10 protein-coding genes are annotated in these 15,058 nt (G+C 74.3%); 5 read left to right on the top strand and 5 right to left on the bottom strand.

Annotation, left to right across the window (positions count from 1 at the left end):
• Positions 1-112: 112 nt before the first annotated feature.
• Positions 113-1,282 carry a thiolase family protein gene (locus PHY01_RS05575; protein WP_141277446.1) on the top strand — a complete coding sequence of 390 codons (1,170 nt, stop codon included), beginning with the start codon at positions 113-115 and terminating at the stop codon, positions 1,280-1,282.
• Between the two features lie 166 nt (positions 1,283-1,448).
• Positions 1,449-2,795: a S1C family serine protease gene (locus tag PHY01_RS05570; protein WP_141277445.1), complete on the top strand. Its 1,347-nt coding sequence runs from the start codon at positions 1,449-1,451 to the stop codon at positions 2,793-2,795.
• A 234-nt stretch (positions 2,796-3,029) separates the two neighbouring features.
• On the opposite strand, the gene PHY01_RS05565 is transcribed toward PHY01_RS05570, so the two are convergent.
• Both PHY01_RS05565 and PHY01_RS05560 read right to left on the bottom strand, forming a co-directional pair.
• Positions 3,030-4,172 (bottom strand): CaiB/BaiF CoA transferase family protein, encoded by a 1,143-nt coding sequence (locus PHY01_RS05565; RefSeq protein WP_141277444.1) that lies wholly within the window; start codon positions 4,170-4,172, stop codon positions 3,030-3,032.
• Between the two features lie 24 nt (positions 4,173-4,196).
• A complete protein-coding gene (locus tag PHY01_RS05560) occupies positions 4,197-6,539 on the bottom strand; it encodes an ATP-binding cassette domain-containing protein (protein ID WP_141277443.1) in 2,343 nt (780 codons plus the stop codon).
• A 95-nt stretch (positions 6,540-6,634) separates the two neighbouring features.
• On the opposite strand from PHY01_RS05560, the gene PHY01_RS05555 reads away from it, so the two are divergent.
• Complete coding sequence (locus PHY01_RS05555) at positions 6,635-8,767, top strand: acyl-CoA dehydrogenase family protein (protein ID WP_141277442.1); 2,133 nt, start codon at positions 6,635-6,637, stop codon at positions 8,765-8,767.
• Between the two features lie 50 nt (positions 8,768-8,817).
• Here the strand turns inward: PHY01_RS05555 and PHY01_RS05550 are convergent, their stop codons facing one another.
• Complete coding sequence (locus PHY01_RS05550; RefSeq protein ID WP_141277441.1) at positions 8,818-9,990, bottom strand: TerC family protein; 1,173 nt, start codon at positions 9,988-9,990, stop codon at positions 8,818-8,820.
• 98 nt (positions 9,991-10,088) lie between these two features.
• Between PHY01_RS05550 and PHY01_RS05545 the strand changes: the two genes are divergently transcribed.
• Positions 10,089-10,709 (top strand): TetR/AcrR family transcriptional regulator, encoded by a 621-nt coding sequence (locus PHY01_RS05545; protein WP_141277440.1) that lies wholly within the window; start codon positions 10,089-10,091, stop codon positions 10,707-10,709.
• A gap of 29 nt (positions 10,710-10,738) precedes the next feature.
• Entirely contained in the window at positions 10,739-12,244 is a 1,506-nt protein-coding gene (locus PHY01_RS05540; protein ID WP_141277439.1) for a long-chain-fatty-acid--CoA ligase, read from the top strand.
• Positions 12,245-12,383: 139 nt separating this feature from the next.
• Here the strand turns inward: PHY01_RS05540 and PHY01_RS05535 are convergent, their stop codons facing one another.
• On the bottom strand, positions 12,384-14,483 hold the full coding sequence (locus tag PHY01_RS05535; protein ID WP_141277438.1) for a phage holin family protein: 2,100 nt from the start codon (positions 14,481-14,483) through the stop codon (positions 12,384-12,386).
• Positions 14,480-15,052, bottom strand: a complete 573-nt coding sequence (locus PHY01_RS05530) for a DedA family protein (RefSeq protein WP_141277525.1) — start codon at positions 15,050-15,052, stop codon at positions 14,480-14,482. Before PHY01_RS05530 ends, PHY01_RS05535 begins: the two co-directional genes overlap by 4 nt.
• Positions 15,053-15,058 lie beyond the last annotated feature (6 nt).

The raw sequence follows: 15,058 nt of genomic DNA, 5'->3' as shown, positions 1-15,058 counted from the left end.
GGCGGAGCGCCAGTATGTCGACCGCGACGTTGGGAGCTACTCCCCTTCGCGCCCTCCACCTTACCCTCGGGGCACCGGACGTCCCAGCGGATGCCCCAGTGGAGGAGATCACATGCCCGAGGCCGTCATCGTCGACGCGGTCCGCACCCCGATCGGCAGGCGGAAGGGCTCGCTCGCCGACGTCCATCCCGTCGACCTGTCCGCGGTGGTGCTCCGCGCGCTCGCCGCACGCACCGGCTTCGACCCCGGCGTCGTCGACGACGTGGTGTGGGGCTGCGTCAACCAGGTCGGCGACCAGGCCGCGCAGGTCGGTCGCTACGCCGTGCTCGCCGCGGGCTGGCCGGAGAGCGTCCCCGGGGTGACGGTCAACCGGGCGTGCGGGTCGAGCCAGTCGTCGTTCGACTTCGCGGCGGGGATGGTGCTCGCCGGGCAGTACGACGTGGTCGTGGCGGGCGGCGTCGAGTCGATGACGCGGGTGCCGCTCGGGGCGGGCCGTGACCTGGGCCGCCCCTACGGCCCGCTGGTCCGCGAGCGCTACGCCGCCGACCTGACCGGCGGCGAGTTCCCCGGCGGGGACTTCAACCAGGGCATCGGCGCCGAGCGGATCGCCGCCGCCTGGGGCTTCCCGCGCCGCAGGCTCGACGAGTACGCGGCGCGCTCCCACGACCTCGCCGCCGCCGCGATCGACGCGGGCGCGTTCGACGCCCAGCTCGCGCCGGTCCCCGACGCCCCCGGCCTCACCGCCGACGAGGGCCTGCGCCGCGGCACCACCGCCGACACCCTGGCCGCGCTGAAACCGGTGTTCCGCGCCGACGGGGTGATCCACGCGGGCAACAGCTCGCAGATCTCCGACGGCGCGTCCGCGGTGCTGGTCATGTCCGCCACGCGGGCCGCCGAGCTGGGCCTCACCCCGATCGCGCGCTACCACGGCGGCGCGGTCAGCGGCGCCGACCCGCTGAAGATGCTCACCGGCCCCATCCCGGCCACCGCGAAGGTGCTCAGCCGCACCGGGCTGTCGGTCTCCGACATCGGCGCGTTCGAGGTCAACGAGGCGTTCGCCCCCGTGCCGCTGGCGTGGCAGGCCGAGTTCGGCGTCGAGGAGGACCTGCTCAACCCGCTCGGGGGCGCGATCGCCGTCGGGCACCCGCTCGGGGCGTCCGGGACGGTGCTGATGACGCGGCTGGTGCACCACATGCGCGACCGCGACATCCGCTACGGCCTGCAGACGATGTGCGAGGGCGGCGGCACGGCCAACGCGACGATCGTCGAGCTGGTGCGCTGACCCGAGCCGTCCGGTCCTCACGATCGCGCGCACCGGCCCCGCACCCGGGCCGGTCCGCGGCCGCCGGGCACGCTCGCGGCGTCGGTGGCCCGGACAGCGGCGGACCGGTGGGAGATTCCCAGCGACGTCTCAGGCCCCTCCCAGACTCCGCGGGCACGGTGGGGTCATGACCGAGAACAGGGAGCAGGGCCCGGACGCGAGTGCGCCCCAGGGCCCCCGCGCCGACCAGCACCCCGTCCCCGCCTACGCCGGCGCCGCCGCGCCCGGCGCGCCGCAGGCCGGCGCCCGCGCGCACTGGGGACCACCGCCGTCGCCCGCCCCGTACGGCGCCGGGCCGACCGGCCCCGGCGGCCCGCCGACCCTCGTCGAGCCGCGGCCGCGCCGCCCGCGGCCGATGACCGGCATCGTCGCCGCCGCGCTGATCGCCGGCCTGGTCGGGGGCGGCGCCGGCTTCGGCGGCGCCTACGCCCTGCTGGGCGACGGCTCCCGCCCCTCGACGACGCTGACGTCGTCGGCCGCGGCCCCGGCCGCGAACGCCGACCCCGGGACGGTGGCGGGCGCCGCGGCGGTCGCGACGCCGAGCACCGTCGACATCCGGGTCCCGCTGGCGCAGGGCACCGCCGAGGGCAGCGGCATCGTCCTCACCGCCGACGGCGCCGTGCTCACCAACAACCACGTCGTCGCGGGCGCCACCGGCCCGATCAGCGTGACCCTCGCCGACGGCACCGCCTACGAGGCCACCGTCGTCGGCAGCTCCCCGAGCTACGACCTCGCCGTGCTGCGGCTGCAGGGTGCCTCCGGGCTCACCCCCGCCACGCTGGGCAGCAGCGCCGACCTGCAGGTCGGGCAGCAGGTCGTCGCCATCGGGTCGCCGCAGGGGCTCACCGGCACGGTCACGACCGGCATCGTCAGCGCGTTCGACCGCACCGTCGCCGTCCAGGGCGAGGACGGCTCGGCCGTGGTCTACAACGGGCTGCAGACCGACGCCCCGATCAACCAGGGCAACTCCGGGGGCCCGCTGGTCGACCTGCAGGGCCGGGTCGTCGGCGTCAACTCCGCGATCGCGACGGGCAGCAGCGAGAGCACCGGCAGCATCGGCCTGGGCTTCGCGATCCCGGTCGACCAGGCCCAGCGGGTGGCGCAGGAGATCCTCGACACCGGCGCGGCCACCAAGCCGGTGCTCGGCGTCCAGGGCAACCCGGCGGCGGGCGACGGCGGCGGCGCGCAGATCGGCGCCGTGGAGCCCGGCTCGGCGGCGGCGCAGGCGGGGCTGGCGGCCGGCGACGTCGTGACCAAGGTCGACGACGCCCGCGTCGAGGACTTCGCCGACCTCGTCGCCCGCATCGGTGCCCGCACCCCCGGCGAGCAGGTGACGCTGACGGTGACCGCCGGCGGCGCCGAGCGCACCGTCGAGGTGACCCTCGGCAGCGCCCCGGACCAGGCCGCCTCCACCACGGGCGGCGGCCGCTCGCCGAACACCCCGTTCGGCCAGAGCCCCTTCGGCGGAAACTGACCACCCGGCCGGACCCGGAGCCGCGACACGAACGAGGTGTCGCGGCTTCGGTGCGTCTCGGGGACTCGCGGGCGCGAAACCGGGGACTCGCGGGCGCAGAACGGGGGACTCGCGGGGATCCCCCGCGAGTCCCCCGTTCCCGGCGCGCGAGTCCCCCGTTCCCCGCGCGCGAGTCCCCCGTTCCCCGCGCGCGAGTCCCTCTTTCCGGGGCCGCGAGTCCCGGCCGCGGTGGGGTCAGGCGCTGAGCCAGGCGCGGATCTCGGCGTCGTCGGCGCCGAGAGCCGGTGGCGGACGGTGGTAGGAGGGGGGTGTGGCCGAGTAGGTGACGGGATTGCGGACGCTCGGCACACCACCCGGCGCCACCACCGGGTCGAGGCCGAGGCGGGCGGCGAGGGCGAGCCCCTCGTCGACGGTCTGGATCGGGCCGCACGGCACCCCGGCCTCGCCGAGGACGTCGAACCACTCCTGCGCGGAGCGGGTGGCGAGGCGTTCCAGCAGCAGCGGGCGGAGCTCGGCGCGGTGCGCGTTGCGGTCGCCCATGGAGCCGAAGCGCGGGTCGTCGAGCAGCTCCGGCGCGCCGATCGCCTCGGCCAGCCTGCGGAACTGCCCGTCGTTGGCCGCGATCACGATCAGCTCGCCGTCGCCGGTGGGCAGCGGCTCGTAGGGGAACAGGCTCAGGTGCGCGTTGCCCAGGCGCCCCGGCGTGACCCCTCCCGCGAGCACCGCCGAGGTCTGGTTGACCAGCCCGGACAGCGCCGCCGAGAGCAGGTTCGTCTCCACGTGCTGCCCCTCGCCGGTGGCGGAGCGGTGGCGCAGCGCGGCGAGGATCGCGACGGTGGCGTGCAGCCCGGTGATGACGTCGAACACGGCGACGCCTGCCCGCAGCGGCGGCCCGTCGGCCTCGCCGGTGACGCTCATCAGCCCCGACGTCGCCTGCACCAGCAGGTCGTAGCCGGGCAGCGCGGACCCGGGGCCGAACCCGCTGATCGAGCAGTAGACGACGCCCGGGTTGGCGGCGGAGACCGCGGCGTGGTCGAGCCCGAACCGGACGAGGCCGCCCGGCTTGAAGTTCTCGATCAGGACGTCGGCGCGGGCGGCGAGCCGCTGCGCGAGCGCGAGGTCCGCGGCGTCGCGCAGGTCCAGGACGATCGAGCGCTTGCCCCGGTTGATCGACAGGTAGTAGGTGGCCGTGCCGTCGTCGGCGACGGGCGGGGTCCAGGTGCGGGTGTCGTCGCCCGTCGGCGGACCCTCCACCTTGATCACCGTGGCGCCGAGGTCGGCGAGAAGCATCGTGGCGTAGGGCCCGGCCAGGATGCGGGAGAAGTCGGCGACGAGCACCCCCGACAGCGGTCCGGTCGGTCGGTCGTCGTCGATCACCGGGCCATTGGACCAGCCGCCGGGTCAGCGCCTCGCGCGCACCGGGTCGAGGCGGCGCAGCAGCACCGCCGTGAGCGTCACCAGCACCGCGCTGATCAGCAGGAGCGCCCCCGCGGACAGCAGCCACTGCCCGGCGGTGTGCTCCCACAGCGGGTCCGGGTCGCCGATCAGCGTGTTCATGTCGACGGTGGACGCCCCCATCGAGAACGACCACCGTGACGGCACGAGCCAGGACAGCTGCTCCAGCACCGGGCGGCCGTGCACCGGGAAGATCCCGCCGCTGACGACCAGCTCCAGCATGAGGACCAGGACGAGCAGCGGCATGCCGCGGTCGGCGTTGTCGATCCACGCCGAGATCGCCAGCCCGAGCACCATCGTGGCGACGGTGACCCCGACGACGGCGAGCAACACCTCCGTCAGCGGCGACCCGAACAGCACGGGCTCGTCGGGCAGGTTGCGCCCGAGCAGCGCCAGCAGCGTGAACGCGACGGCCTGCAGCCCGGTGATGACGCCGAGCACCAGCACCTTCGACGTGAGGTAGGCCCCGAGCGAGAGCCCGATGGCCCGCTCCCGGATGTAGACCGGTCTCTCCTTCACCAGCTCGCGGATCGCCGCGGCCAGCCCCACCAGCGCCCCGCCGACGACCAGCACAAGCATCAGCTGCAGCGGCTGCACGTCGCGCGCGGCGATCGCGGCGCTCGCCGACAGCCCGGACTCCCCGGGGACCAGCCGGGCGATCAGGGCCAGGAACAGCGGCAGCACGGCCAGCGAGATCGCGTACTGCTTGTCGGAGGCGATCACCGAGAGGTACCGGCGGCACAGCACCGCGAGCTGGGTGCCGAAGCGCTGCTGGGGCGGCGCCACCGCGGGCGCGGCGCGCGTCTCGACCCGCGGCGTGTGCCCGGTGGCGCCCGCGACGTAGCGGCGGTGCTGCACCGACTGCCGGAAGCGCATCCCGAGCTGCTCGCCCGGCACCCGTCCGAGCAGCAGGAACATCTCGGCGAAGTCGGGCTGGCCGAAGTACTCCAGCGCCTCGCGGGGCGGCCCGAAGTAGGCGACGTGGCCGCCGGGGGCGAGCACGAGCAGCCGGTCGCACTGGTCGAGGTTGGCGACGCTATGGGTGACGACGACGACCGTGCGCCCGTCGTCGGCGAGCCCGCGCAGCGTCTGCATCACCGACTTGTCCAGGCCGGGGTCCAGGCCGGAGGTCGGCTCGTCGAGGAACAGCAGGGTGGGCTTGGTGAGCAGCTCCAGCGCCACCGACGTGCGCTTGCGCTGGCCGCCCGAGAGCGTGTCGATGCGCTGCTTGGCCTGTTTCGTCAGGTCCAGCTCGTGGAGCACCTCGGTGATGCGTCGCTCCCGGTCGGCGCGGGGCACGTCGGCGGGGAAGCGCAGCCGCGCGGCGTAGCGCAGCGCCCGCAGCACCGTCAGCTGCGGGTGCAGCACGTCGTCCTGCGGGACGAGGCCGATGCGGTGGCGCAGCTCGTCGAACTCGGCGTAGAGGTCGCGGCCTGCGTAGCGCACCTCCCCCGTGTCGGCGGGACGGCTGCCGGTGAGCGCGCGCAGCAGCGTCGACTTGCCGGCGCCGCTGGGCCCCACGACGGCCAGCAGCGACTTGCCGGCCAGCCCGAACCCGACGTTGCTCAGCAGCGTCTTGCCCGAGTCGGTGACGACGGAGATGTCGCGCACCTCGAACGCGACGTCGCCGGTGTCGACGGCGGCGACGAGCTGGTCGCCCTGGAGCTGCAGCAGCGCGTGCCCGATGCCGATGACGTCGCGCGGCCCGACGGCGGCCCGATGCACCCGTATCCCATTGACGAAGGTGCCGTTGCCGGTGCCGAGGTCGGTGATCTGCCAGCCGGGACCGGTGCGGTACAGCTCGGCGTGGTGGCGGGAGACCAGCAGGTCGTCGAGCACGACGTCGTTGTCGGGCAGGCGCCCCACGGTGATCCGCGCGGCGGGGGCGGCGCTCGCCACGCTGTAGCTCATCGTGGCCCCGCCGCCCTGGCGCGCCAGGACCCCGCCCGGCGGCGCCTGCGGCAGGGGCGGTCGCGGCGGCATCGGCCGCGCGGGCGCCCCGGCCGGCCGGAACTCCAGGGCCGTGACCGTCGGCGGCGACCCGAGGTGCACCACCGTGGGGCCGGTCAGCGCCATCGTCGTGACCCGCCGCCCGTCGGCGTAGGTGCCGAAGCGGGAGTGGTCGGTGAGGGTCCAGCGCCCGCCGGTGTGCTCGACGACCAGGTGCGTGCGCGAGACGTGCTCGCCGGGCAGGTCGAGATCGGCGGTCGGGCCCCGCCCGATGACGAACGGCCGCCCGATGGGGACCTGCACCCGACGCCCGTCGGTCACCAGCTCCAGCGACTGCATCGGTCCCCCTGCCTGTCGTCGCGCGCAGATTAACGCGTCGGATCGGCCACGGACACGCCTCCCGCGGGCCCGGTCCGGGGGCTACCGTCGAGTACATGGCTCTGGCGATCACCGACGACCACCGGACGCTGGCCGAGGTGGCCCGCTCCGCACTGTCCGGGCAGCGGGCGGCGGCCCGCGCCCTGCTCGACTCCCCCGACGAGGCGCTGCCCGCGATCTGGAAGGAGCTGGCCGCGCTGGGCTGGCTGGGGCTCGCGGTCCCCGAGGAACACGGCGGCGAGGGCGCGGGGCTGCCGGAACTCGCCGTCGTGCTCGAGGAGCTGGGCCGGGTCGTCGCGCCCGGGCCGTTCCTGCCGACGGTGCTCGCGTCCGCGGTGCTCGCCGAGGCCGGCACCCCCGAACTGCGCGCGGCCCTGCTGCCGGGGCTGGCCGACGGGTCGCGGGTCGGCGCCGTCGGGCTGGGGCCCGGCCTCACCCACGACGGCACCACGGCCTCCGGTGACGCCGGGCTGGTGCTGGGCGGCGGACTCGCGGAGGTGTTCCTGCTGGTCGCGGGCGACGACGTGGTGGTCGTCGACGCCGTCACCCGCTCGGTCCCGGACTCCCTGCTCGACCGGACCCGCCGCGGCGCACTGGTCACCCTCGACGCCGCCCCCGTGCTCGGCGTCCTGCCCGGCGGGGCCGCCGTGGCGCGCCGGCTCACCCGGGTCCTGGCCGCCGCCGAGGCCGCCGGGATCGCCACCGCCTGCCTGGAGACCTCCGTCGCCTACGTCAAGGAGCGCCGGCAGTTCGGGCGCACCGTCGGCACGTTCCAGGCCGTGAAGCACCGGGCGGCCGACCTGCTCGTCGACGCCGAGCTCGCCGTCGCCGCCGCCTGGGACGCCTCGCGCGCCCCGGCCGGCACGCCCGACGCGGAGCTGGCCGCCGCCGTCGCCGCCGCGCGGTCGGTGCCCGCCGCCGTCCGGGCCGCGGAGACGATGATCCAGCTGCACGGCGGCATCGGCTTCACCTGGGAGCACGACGCCCACCTCTACCTGCGCCGCGCGATCACCCTCGCCGCCGTCGTCGCGCAGACCGGGGACGCCGAGCGCGACGCGGCCCGCCTGGTCCGCGAGGGCGTCACCCGGGCCCCGGACCTGGACCTGCCGCCCGAGGCGGAGGCCCACCGCGCGGCCGCGCGGGAGTTCGTCGCCTCGCTGGAGGGGAAGGACGCGGCGGGGCGGCGCGCGGCGATGGTGGAGTCGGGTTACCTGGTGCCGCACTGGCCGCCGCCGTGGGGCCGCGACGCCTCGGCCACCGAGCAGCTGGTGATCGAGCAGGAGTTCCGCGGCGTCGACGTGCCGGGGCTCGGGATCACCGCCTGGAACATCCAGACGATCATGCAGCACGGCACGCCCGAGCAGCACGAACGCTGGATCCGCGACGCGCTGCTCGGCGTCACCGAGTGGTGCCAGCTGTTCTCCGAGCCCGGCGCCGGATCCGACGCCGCGGCGATCTCCACGCGCGGCGTGCGCGTCGACGGGGGCTGGCGGGTCACCGGCCAGAAGGTGTGGACGACCCGCGCGCACGAGTCCGACTGGGGTTTCGCGACCGTCCGGACCGACTCCTCGGGCGCGAAGCACGCGGGCATCACGATGATGGCGATCGACCTGCGCGCCGAGGGCGTCGACGTCCGGCCGCTGCGCGAGCTCACCGGCGACGCCCTGTTCAACGAGGTCTTCCTCGACGACGTGTTCGTGCCCGACGCCGACGTGGTCGGCGAGGTCGGTCAGGGCTGGCGGGTGGCCCGGGCGACGCTGGGCAACGAGCGCGTCTCGATCGGCGGGGGCGGGGCCGGGACGCTGCCGTTCCGGGCGAAGGACCTGCTGCCGCTGGCCGCCGCGTCGCCCGACTCGCACGTCGCGGAGAAGGAGGTCGGGGCGCTGATCACCGAGGACCTCGCGAAGCGGCTGCTGCTGCTGCGCCAGGCCGCGCGGGCCGTCGGCGGGACGGAGCCGGGGCCGGAGGGCAACCTCAACAAGCTGTTCTCCTCCGAGCACTCCCAGCGCGTCACGAGCCTGGGGGTGCGCCTGGCCGGCACCGCGGCGGTGGCCGGCGGCAACGAGCTGGTGATGCGCTGCTACCTGTGGGCCCGCTGCATCACGATCGCGGGCGGCACCTCGGAGATCGCGCGCAACCAGGTGGCGGAGCGGCTGCTCGGGCTGCCCCGCGACCCCCTGGTGAGCTGACCCGTGCACGGAAACCGTGGCCCCGACCACGGTTTCCGCGCACGGGCGGTTCACCTCAGGGCGTGCTCGCGGTGGGCCCGCTCGATGAGCTCACGCAGCTCGGCGTCCTCGCGGACCTCCGTGCCGTACCTGTTGTCGGGCAGCTCCTTGATGCGCTGCTCGTCGGCGGCCAGCATCGTGTAGTTGGCCGCGCGGGTGTCGGCGTCGAGCTCCTCGTCGAGGGCCTCGGTGGCGTGCTTGCGCGCCGCCGAGGACACGCTCTTGGCCCGGCCCGGTGCGCTGTAGAGCGACGCCAGGACGGTGACGACGAGCACCCCGATGATGACGAGCAGCGAGAGCCCGGTGCTGATCTCGTAGACCGGGACCGGCTGCCCGCCGTTGACGAACGGCAGGCTGTTCTGGTATAGGGCGTGCAGCACCAGCTTGACGCCGATGAAGCCGAGGATGATCGCCAGGCCGTAGGACAGGTAGACGAGCCGGTCGAGCAGGCCGTCGATGAGGAAGAACAGCTGCCGCAGGCCCATCAGCGAGAACGCGGTGGCCGTGAACACGATGTAGGCGTTCGAGGTGAGACCGAAGATCGCCGGGATGGAGTCGAGCGCGAACAGCAGGTCGGTGCCGCCGATCGCGATCATCACCAGCAGCATCGGGGTGAGGACGCGCTTGCCGTTCTCCATCGTGAACAGCTTGTCGCCGTCGTAGTGCTCGGAGGTGCGCAGGTGCTTGCGGGCGAACCGGATGACGAAGTTGTCCGCCTCGTCGTCCTCGTCACCGCCGCGGACCAGGCTGAACGCCGTCCACAGCAGGATCGCGCCGAACAGGTAGAACACCCAGCTGAACAGGTTGATCAGGGCGACGCCCGCGAAGATGAACGCGCTGCGGGCGATCAGGGCGAACACGATGCCGAACAGCAGCACCTTCTGCTGGTCGGCGCGCGGCACCTTGAAGCTCGCCATGATCACGAGGAAGACGAACAGGTTGTCGACCGACAGCGCCTTCTCGGTGACGTAGCCCGCGAAGTACTCGGTGCCCAGCGTGGCGCCGCCGAACCACCAGACGCCGAGGCCGAACACGACCGCCGCGCCCACGTAGATCGCGGACCAGACCGCCGCCTCACGCAGGGTCGGGATGTGCGCCTTGCGCACGTGGAAGACGAAGTCGAACAGCAGCAGGCCGACGATGCCGACGATCGTCAACCCCCACACGAGGGCAGGTACGTCCATGGGGTGTCCGTCCAGGATTGGGAAAGGGCAGTGTGTCGTTTCTGTCAGTGTGACGCACGCGCGCACCCCGGTGTTCCCCGGCGCGCAGAATGTGATGCATGGCCCTGCCCACACACCGTCCCGGGCCCCACCGCACCCCCGGCCGTCCGCCGGACCCGGAACGCGAGGCGGCGATCCTCGACGCCGCGCTCGAGGTGCTGGCCGAGGTCGGCTACGACCGGCTCACCGTCTCCGCGGTGCACCGCCGCGCCCACGCCAGCGCGAAGACCGTGTACCGGCGCTGGTCGGGCAAGGAGGAGCTGATGACGGCGGCGCTGCAGCACGCCGTCACCCGGTCGACCCCCGACGAGGTGCCCGACACCGGCACGCTGCGCGGCGACCTGATCGCCACCCTGCACCGCCCGGGCTCCGCGCCCACCCGCAACCTCGCCCACGGCCTGCTCGCCGTCGCCGCCGGCAGCGGCGAGCTCGGCGCGCTGGCGCTGGAGCTGCTGCGCTCGCAGGAGGCCCGGTCGATGAAGGTGGTCCTCGCGCGGGCCAGCGAGCGCGGGGAGACCGGCGCCGGTCTCGACCCGATGCTCGTCGCCGACGTCGCCCGCGGCATGAGCCTGCAGCACCTGCTGCTCACCGACGAGCCCGCCGACGCGGAGTTCGTCGAGACGCTGGTCGACCGCGTGCTGCTCCCCGTCATCCGGGCGGATGTTGCTCCGAACGTGTGACGGCGAGCGGTCCCGGTTAGGGTCCGCGCATGACGAACCTCGCAGCCAATCTGGTGCAGACCGCGGCCGACCACGGCGACCGACCGGCAGTCCGTCTGGACGACGCCGTCCTGACCTACTCCGACCTGCTCTCGGCCGCCGCCGGCGTCGCGGGGATGCTGAAGGCACGGGGCATCGAGCCGGGCGACCGGGTGGGACTGGTCTTCCCGAACGTCCCCGCCTACCCGATCACGTTCTACGGGGCGCTCCTGGCCGGGGCCACCGTCGTCCCGATGAACCCGCTGCTCAAGGCGCGCGAGGTCGAGTACTACCTGAACGACTCCGGCATGTCGCTGGTGTTCGGCTGGGACGGCGGCGGCGACGCGGTCGCCGAGGCCGCGAAGTCCGTCGGCATCGACTCGGTGATCGTCGGGGCGATGGGTCCCTCGGCCGAGCAGATCGGTGACGCCGAGCCCGCGCCCGACGCCGTCGAGCGCGCCGACGACGACACCGCCGTCATCCTCTACACCTCCGGCACCACCGGCCAGCCCAAGGGCGCGGAGCTGACGCACCACAACCTCGACAGCAACTGCCGCACCACCGTCTCCGCGCTGATCCAGATCACCCCGGACGACGTGATCATGGGCTGCCTGCCGCTGTTCCACGTGTTCGGCCTGACCTGCGGCCTCAACGCCTCGGTCGCCACCGGCTCGTGCCTGACGCTGATCCCCCGGTTCGACGCGGGCAAGGCGCTGTCGGTGGTCGGGCGCGACAAGGTGACCGTGTTCGAGGGCGTCCCGACGATGTACGCGGGGATGCTGCACCACGACGACGCGGGCTCCGCCGACGTCTCCTCGCTGCGCACCTGCATCTCCGGCGGCTCGGCGATGCCCGTGGAGATCATGAAGGCGTTCGAGGACCAGTTCGGCTGCACCATCCTGGAGGGCTACGGCCTGTCCGAGACCTCGCCGGTGGCCTCGTTCAACCAGCCGGGCAAGGAGCGCAGGCCCGGCACCATCGGCTTCGAGGTCCCCGGCTGCGAGATGAAGGTCGTCGACGACGACGGCAACGAGGTCGCCGAGGGTGAGCCCGGCGAGATCGCGATCCGCGGCGAGAACGTCATGAAGGGGTACTGGGGCCGCCCGGAGGCCACCGCCGAGTCGATCCCGGACGGCTGGTTCCGCACCGGCGACATCGCCACCAAGGACGCCGACGGCTACTACACGATCGTCGACCGCAAGAAGGACCTCATCATCCGCGGCGGCTACAACGTCTACCCCCGGGAGATCGAGGAGGCGCTCTACGAGCACCCCGCGGTCGCCGAGGCCGCCGTCATCGGCATCAAGCACTCCGACCTCGGCGAGGAGGTGGGCGCCGCGGTGGCGTTCAAGTCCGGCGAGGAGGCCACCCCGGAGGACCTCAAGGCGTTCGTGAAGGAGCGGGTGGCGGCGTACAAGTACCCGCGGCACGTGTGGGTGGTCGACGAGCTGCCCAAGGGCCCGACCGGCAAGATCCTGCGCCGCGAGGTCGAGGCGCCCGAGGGCACCGGCAGCTGACCCACCCCGCGAGTCCCCCGTTCTCCGTCCGCGAGTCCCCCGTTCTCCGCACGACCCACAGGGGACTCGCAGGCGTGAATCGGGGGACTCGCCGACGGGAATCGGGGGACTCGCCCGCGGGAAACGGGGGACTCGCGGGTCAGGGGTGGGGGGCCGCCGCGGGGTGGGGGGCATCGGGGGCCGGGTGGCCGAGGTGGGTCAGCCAGCCCCGCAGCACCCCGTGCAGGTCCTCCGCCCCGACGATCTCCCGCTCCGGCGAGGGGAGCTCGACCGGGTGCAGCAGGAAGCCGCGGGACTGGGCCCCGCCGAGCCCGCCGTGGCTGCCGACGTGCGGCTCGAACGGCGGGGCGTCCCCGGTCGCCGGGTCGTACCGGCTGTTGATCATCAGATCGGCGCAGTTGCCGAACCCGTCGACGCGCCGGACCAGCTCCGCGGCGTGCGGGCCGTAGGCCGCGAGCGGGTCGTCGCCCAGCACGACGCCCGTGGCCAGGCGGTGCACCCCGTCGCGGCCGAGCACCACCGGCCCGAACTCGGCGCTGCGGACGAGGACGAACCCGATCCCGGGATGGTCGACGAGCCCGGGCAGCAGGTCGGGGAACTCGCGCTCGATCGTCTCCAGCTCCACCCGCCCGGCGTGCTCGGTGAACGACACCATCGCCATGTGCCCCGACGCCACCGCGACCACACCCGGCGCGACCCGCGGCACCCGCCCGGCGTCCTCGGCGATGTGCGGCGCGTGCTCCTGCGCGCGCACCCGCTCCACCCGCTCGCGGAGCCGGTTGGCGACGAACCCCCGCCCGGACGCCTCGGCCAGCACGGCTCCGGCCTGCCAGCCCTTCTCCGACCGGCCGGCGGCCGCGCGGGTGGTGTCCGGCGCCCCGCACAGCCGCCCGACCAGCTCCTCCACCGACTCGGCGAACCGGTCGGCGAACGCCCAGCCCTGCGTCTGGCCGTGGTCGGACAGGCACACGACGTGGTAGCGCCGCGGCGCGAGCTGGGTGGCGCGGTGGATGCGCCCGATGTGCTGGTCGATGTCGCGCAGCACGGCGAGGGAGTCCCAGCGCTCGACGCCGGAGTAGTGCGACACCTCGTCGTAGCCGAGGAAGTCGACGTAGACGCACGCCCGGCCGTCGAACATGTCCTCGATGACCGCCGAGACCACGACGTCGCGGGCGATGACGTTCGTGCCCGCCCGCACGAACGGGAACCACAGCCCGCGGTGCACGCGCGGGAACACGTTGCGCTGCCGCTGTGTGATCGACGCCCGCAGCTCGCGGAAGATCTCCGCCACCGCACCGGCGAACGTGCGCAGCGCGTTGACCGGGCTCGCGAAGTAGGCGAAGTAGCCGTACCCGGACGCGGTGACCCGGCGCCCCCGCCTGCCCCGCCCGCTGAGCACCGGCACCGCGCTCATCGTCAGCGAGACGTAGGGCGCGTCGCCGGTGAACAGGTTCCCGTGCGCCGCCCCGTCGACGGCGAGCAGGCCGCGCCCGTCGGACGCGCGGCGCTCGATCTCCGCGGCGTCCTCGGGGTTGGAGCACGCCATGACGTGGTCGCGGTCCTTCTCGTACCAGCGGAAACCGAGGATGTCGGAGCTGTCGCCGTGCAGGATCCCGCAGACGCTCGCGCCCGTCTGGGAGCTCCAGTCGGTGTTCCAGTGCGTCAGCAGGTGGCTGCCCGCGGCGAGCCAGCGGGAGAACACCGGCATCTCGCCGCTGCGCAGGGCGCGGCACAGCGTGTCGTGGCCCAGGCCGTCGACCTGCAGGAACACGATGCCCGGCGGCCGGTCGTCGGATTCGGAGGTGGCGCCGGGGCGGCGGGCGGCGCGGCGGAAGAACAGCTCGTCGGGGTCGAGGCCGAGCAGCCAGGACACCAGCGCCCCGACCACCGACATGACGACCGCGACTCCCACCGCCGTCGACAGGTTGACGATCATGACGCCCGGGATCGCGAACGACACCACCAGCAGCGCGGCGCCGATCACCAGGTAGGACGCGACGCCGAGGGTGAACAGCGCGACCGGCAGCGCGACCCGCAGGATCAGCGGCCACACCACGGCGCTGAGGACGCCGAGGGCGAGCGCGAGCACCGTCGGCTGCCACCAGCCGGACATCGCGAAGCCGACGAGCAGCGCGTCGAGCAGGACGAGCGCACCGGCCGTCAGCAGCCACACGGCCAGCGCGCGCAGCAGCACCCGGCCGCCGCGGACCGTCCGGCCGGCACCCTCGGGCGGCGTCATGTGCGGGCCTTCCTGCTCCGGGACACGAGTGCGCCGATCGCCGCGACGGCGAGCACCAGCGCGGTGGCGACGAGCGTGGCCACGACCGGCGAGTCCGACAGCCCGCCGCTGACCACGCCGAGCAGTGCGTACGCGAGGGCCCACAGCACGCACGCCAGCAGCGCGGCCGGGACGAGGCGGCGCCACGGGTAGTCGAGCGCGCCCGCCGCCAGCAGCACCGGGATGCGCCCCGCCGGGACCAGCCTGCCGATGACGACGAGCAGCCCGCCGCGCGTCGCGAACCGCCCGCGCACCTCCTCGAGGCGTTCCGGCGACTGCCCGCGCGCCACCCAGCGCTGCGCCGCCGCGCTGCCCGCCCTGGCGACGCCGAACGTCACGAGGTCGCCGATCAGCGCCCCGGCGACCGACACCAGCAACACCAGGAGCAGCGACAGCCGCCCGGTGCTGACGGCGATCGCGGCGGCGGCGCCGACCACGGCCCCCGTCGGGACGACCGGCACGAGCGAGCCGACCAGCACGCCGAGGAACACGACGGGGTAGCCGATCGCCGTCGGATCGGACAGGTCGATGCCGAC

Origin of the sequence: Pseudonocardia hydrocarbonoxydans (assembly GCF_006539565.1) — a bacterium.
Taxonomy (GTDB): Bacteria; Actinomycetota; Actinomycetes; order Mycobacteriales; family Pseudonocardiaceae; genus Pseudonocardia; species Pseudonocardia hydrocarbonoxydans.
The sequence above is the reverse complement of the archived record's forward strand: the minus strand, read 5'-3'. Positions and strand labels throughout refer to the sequence as shown.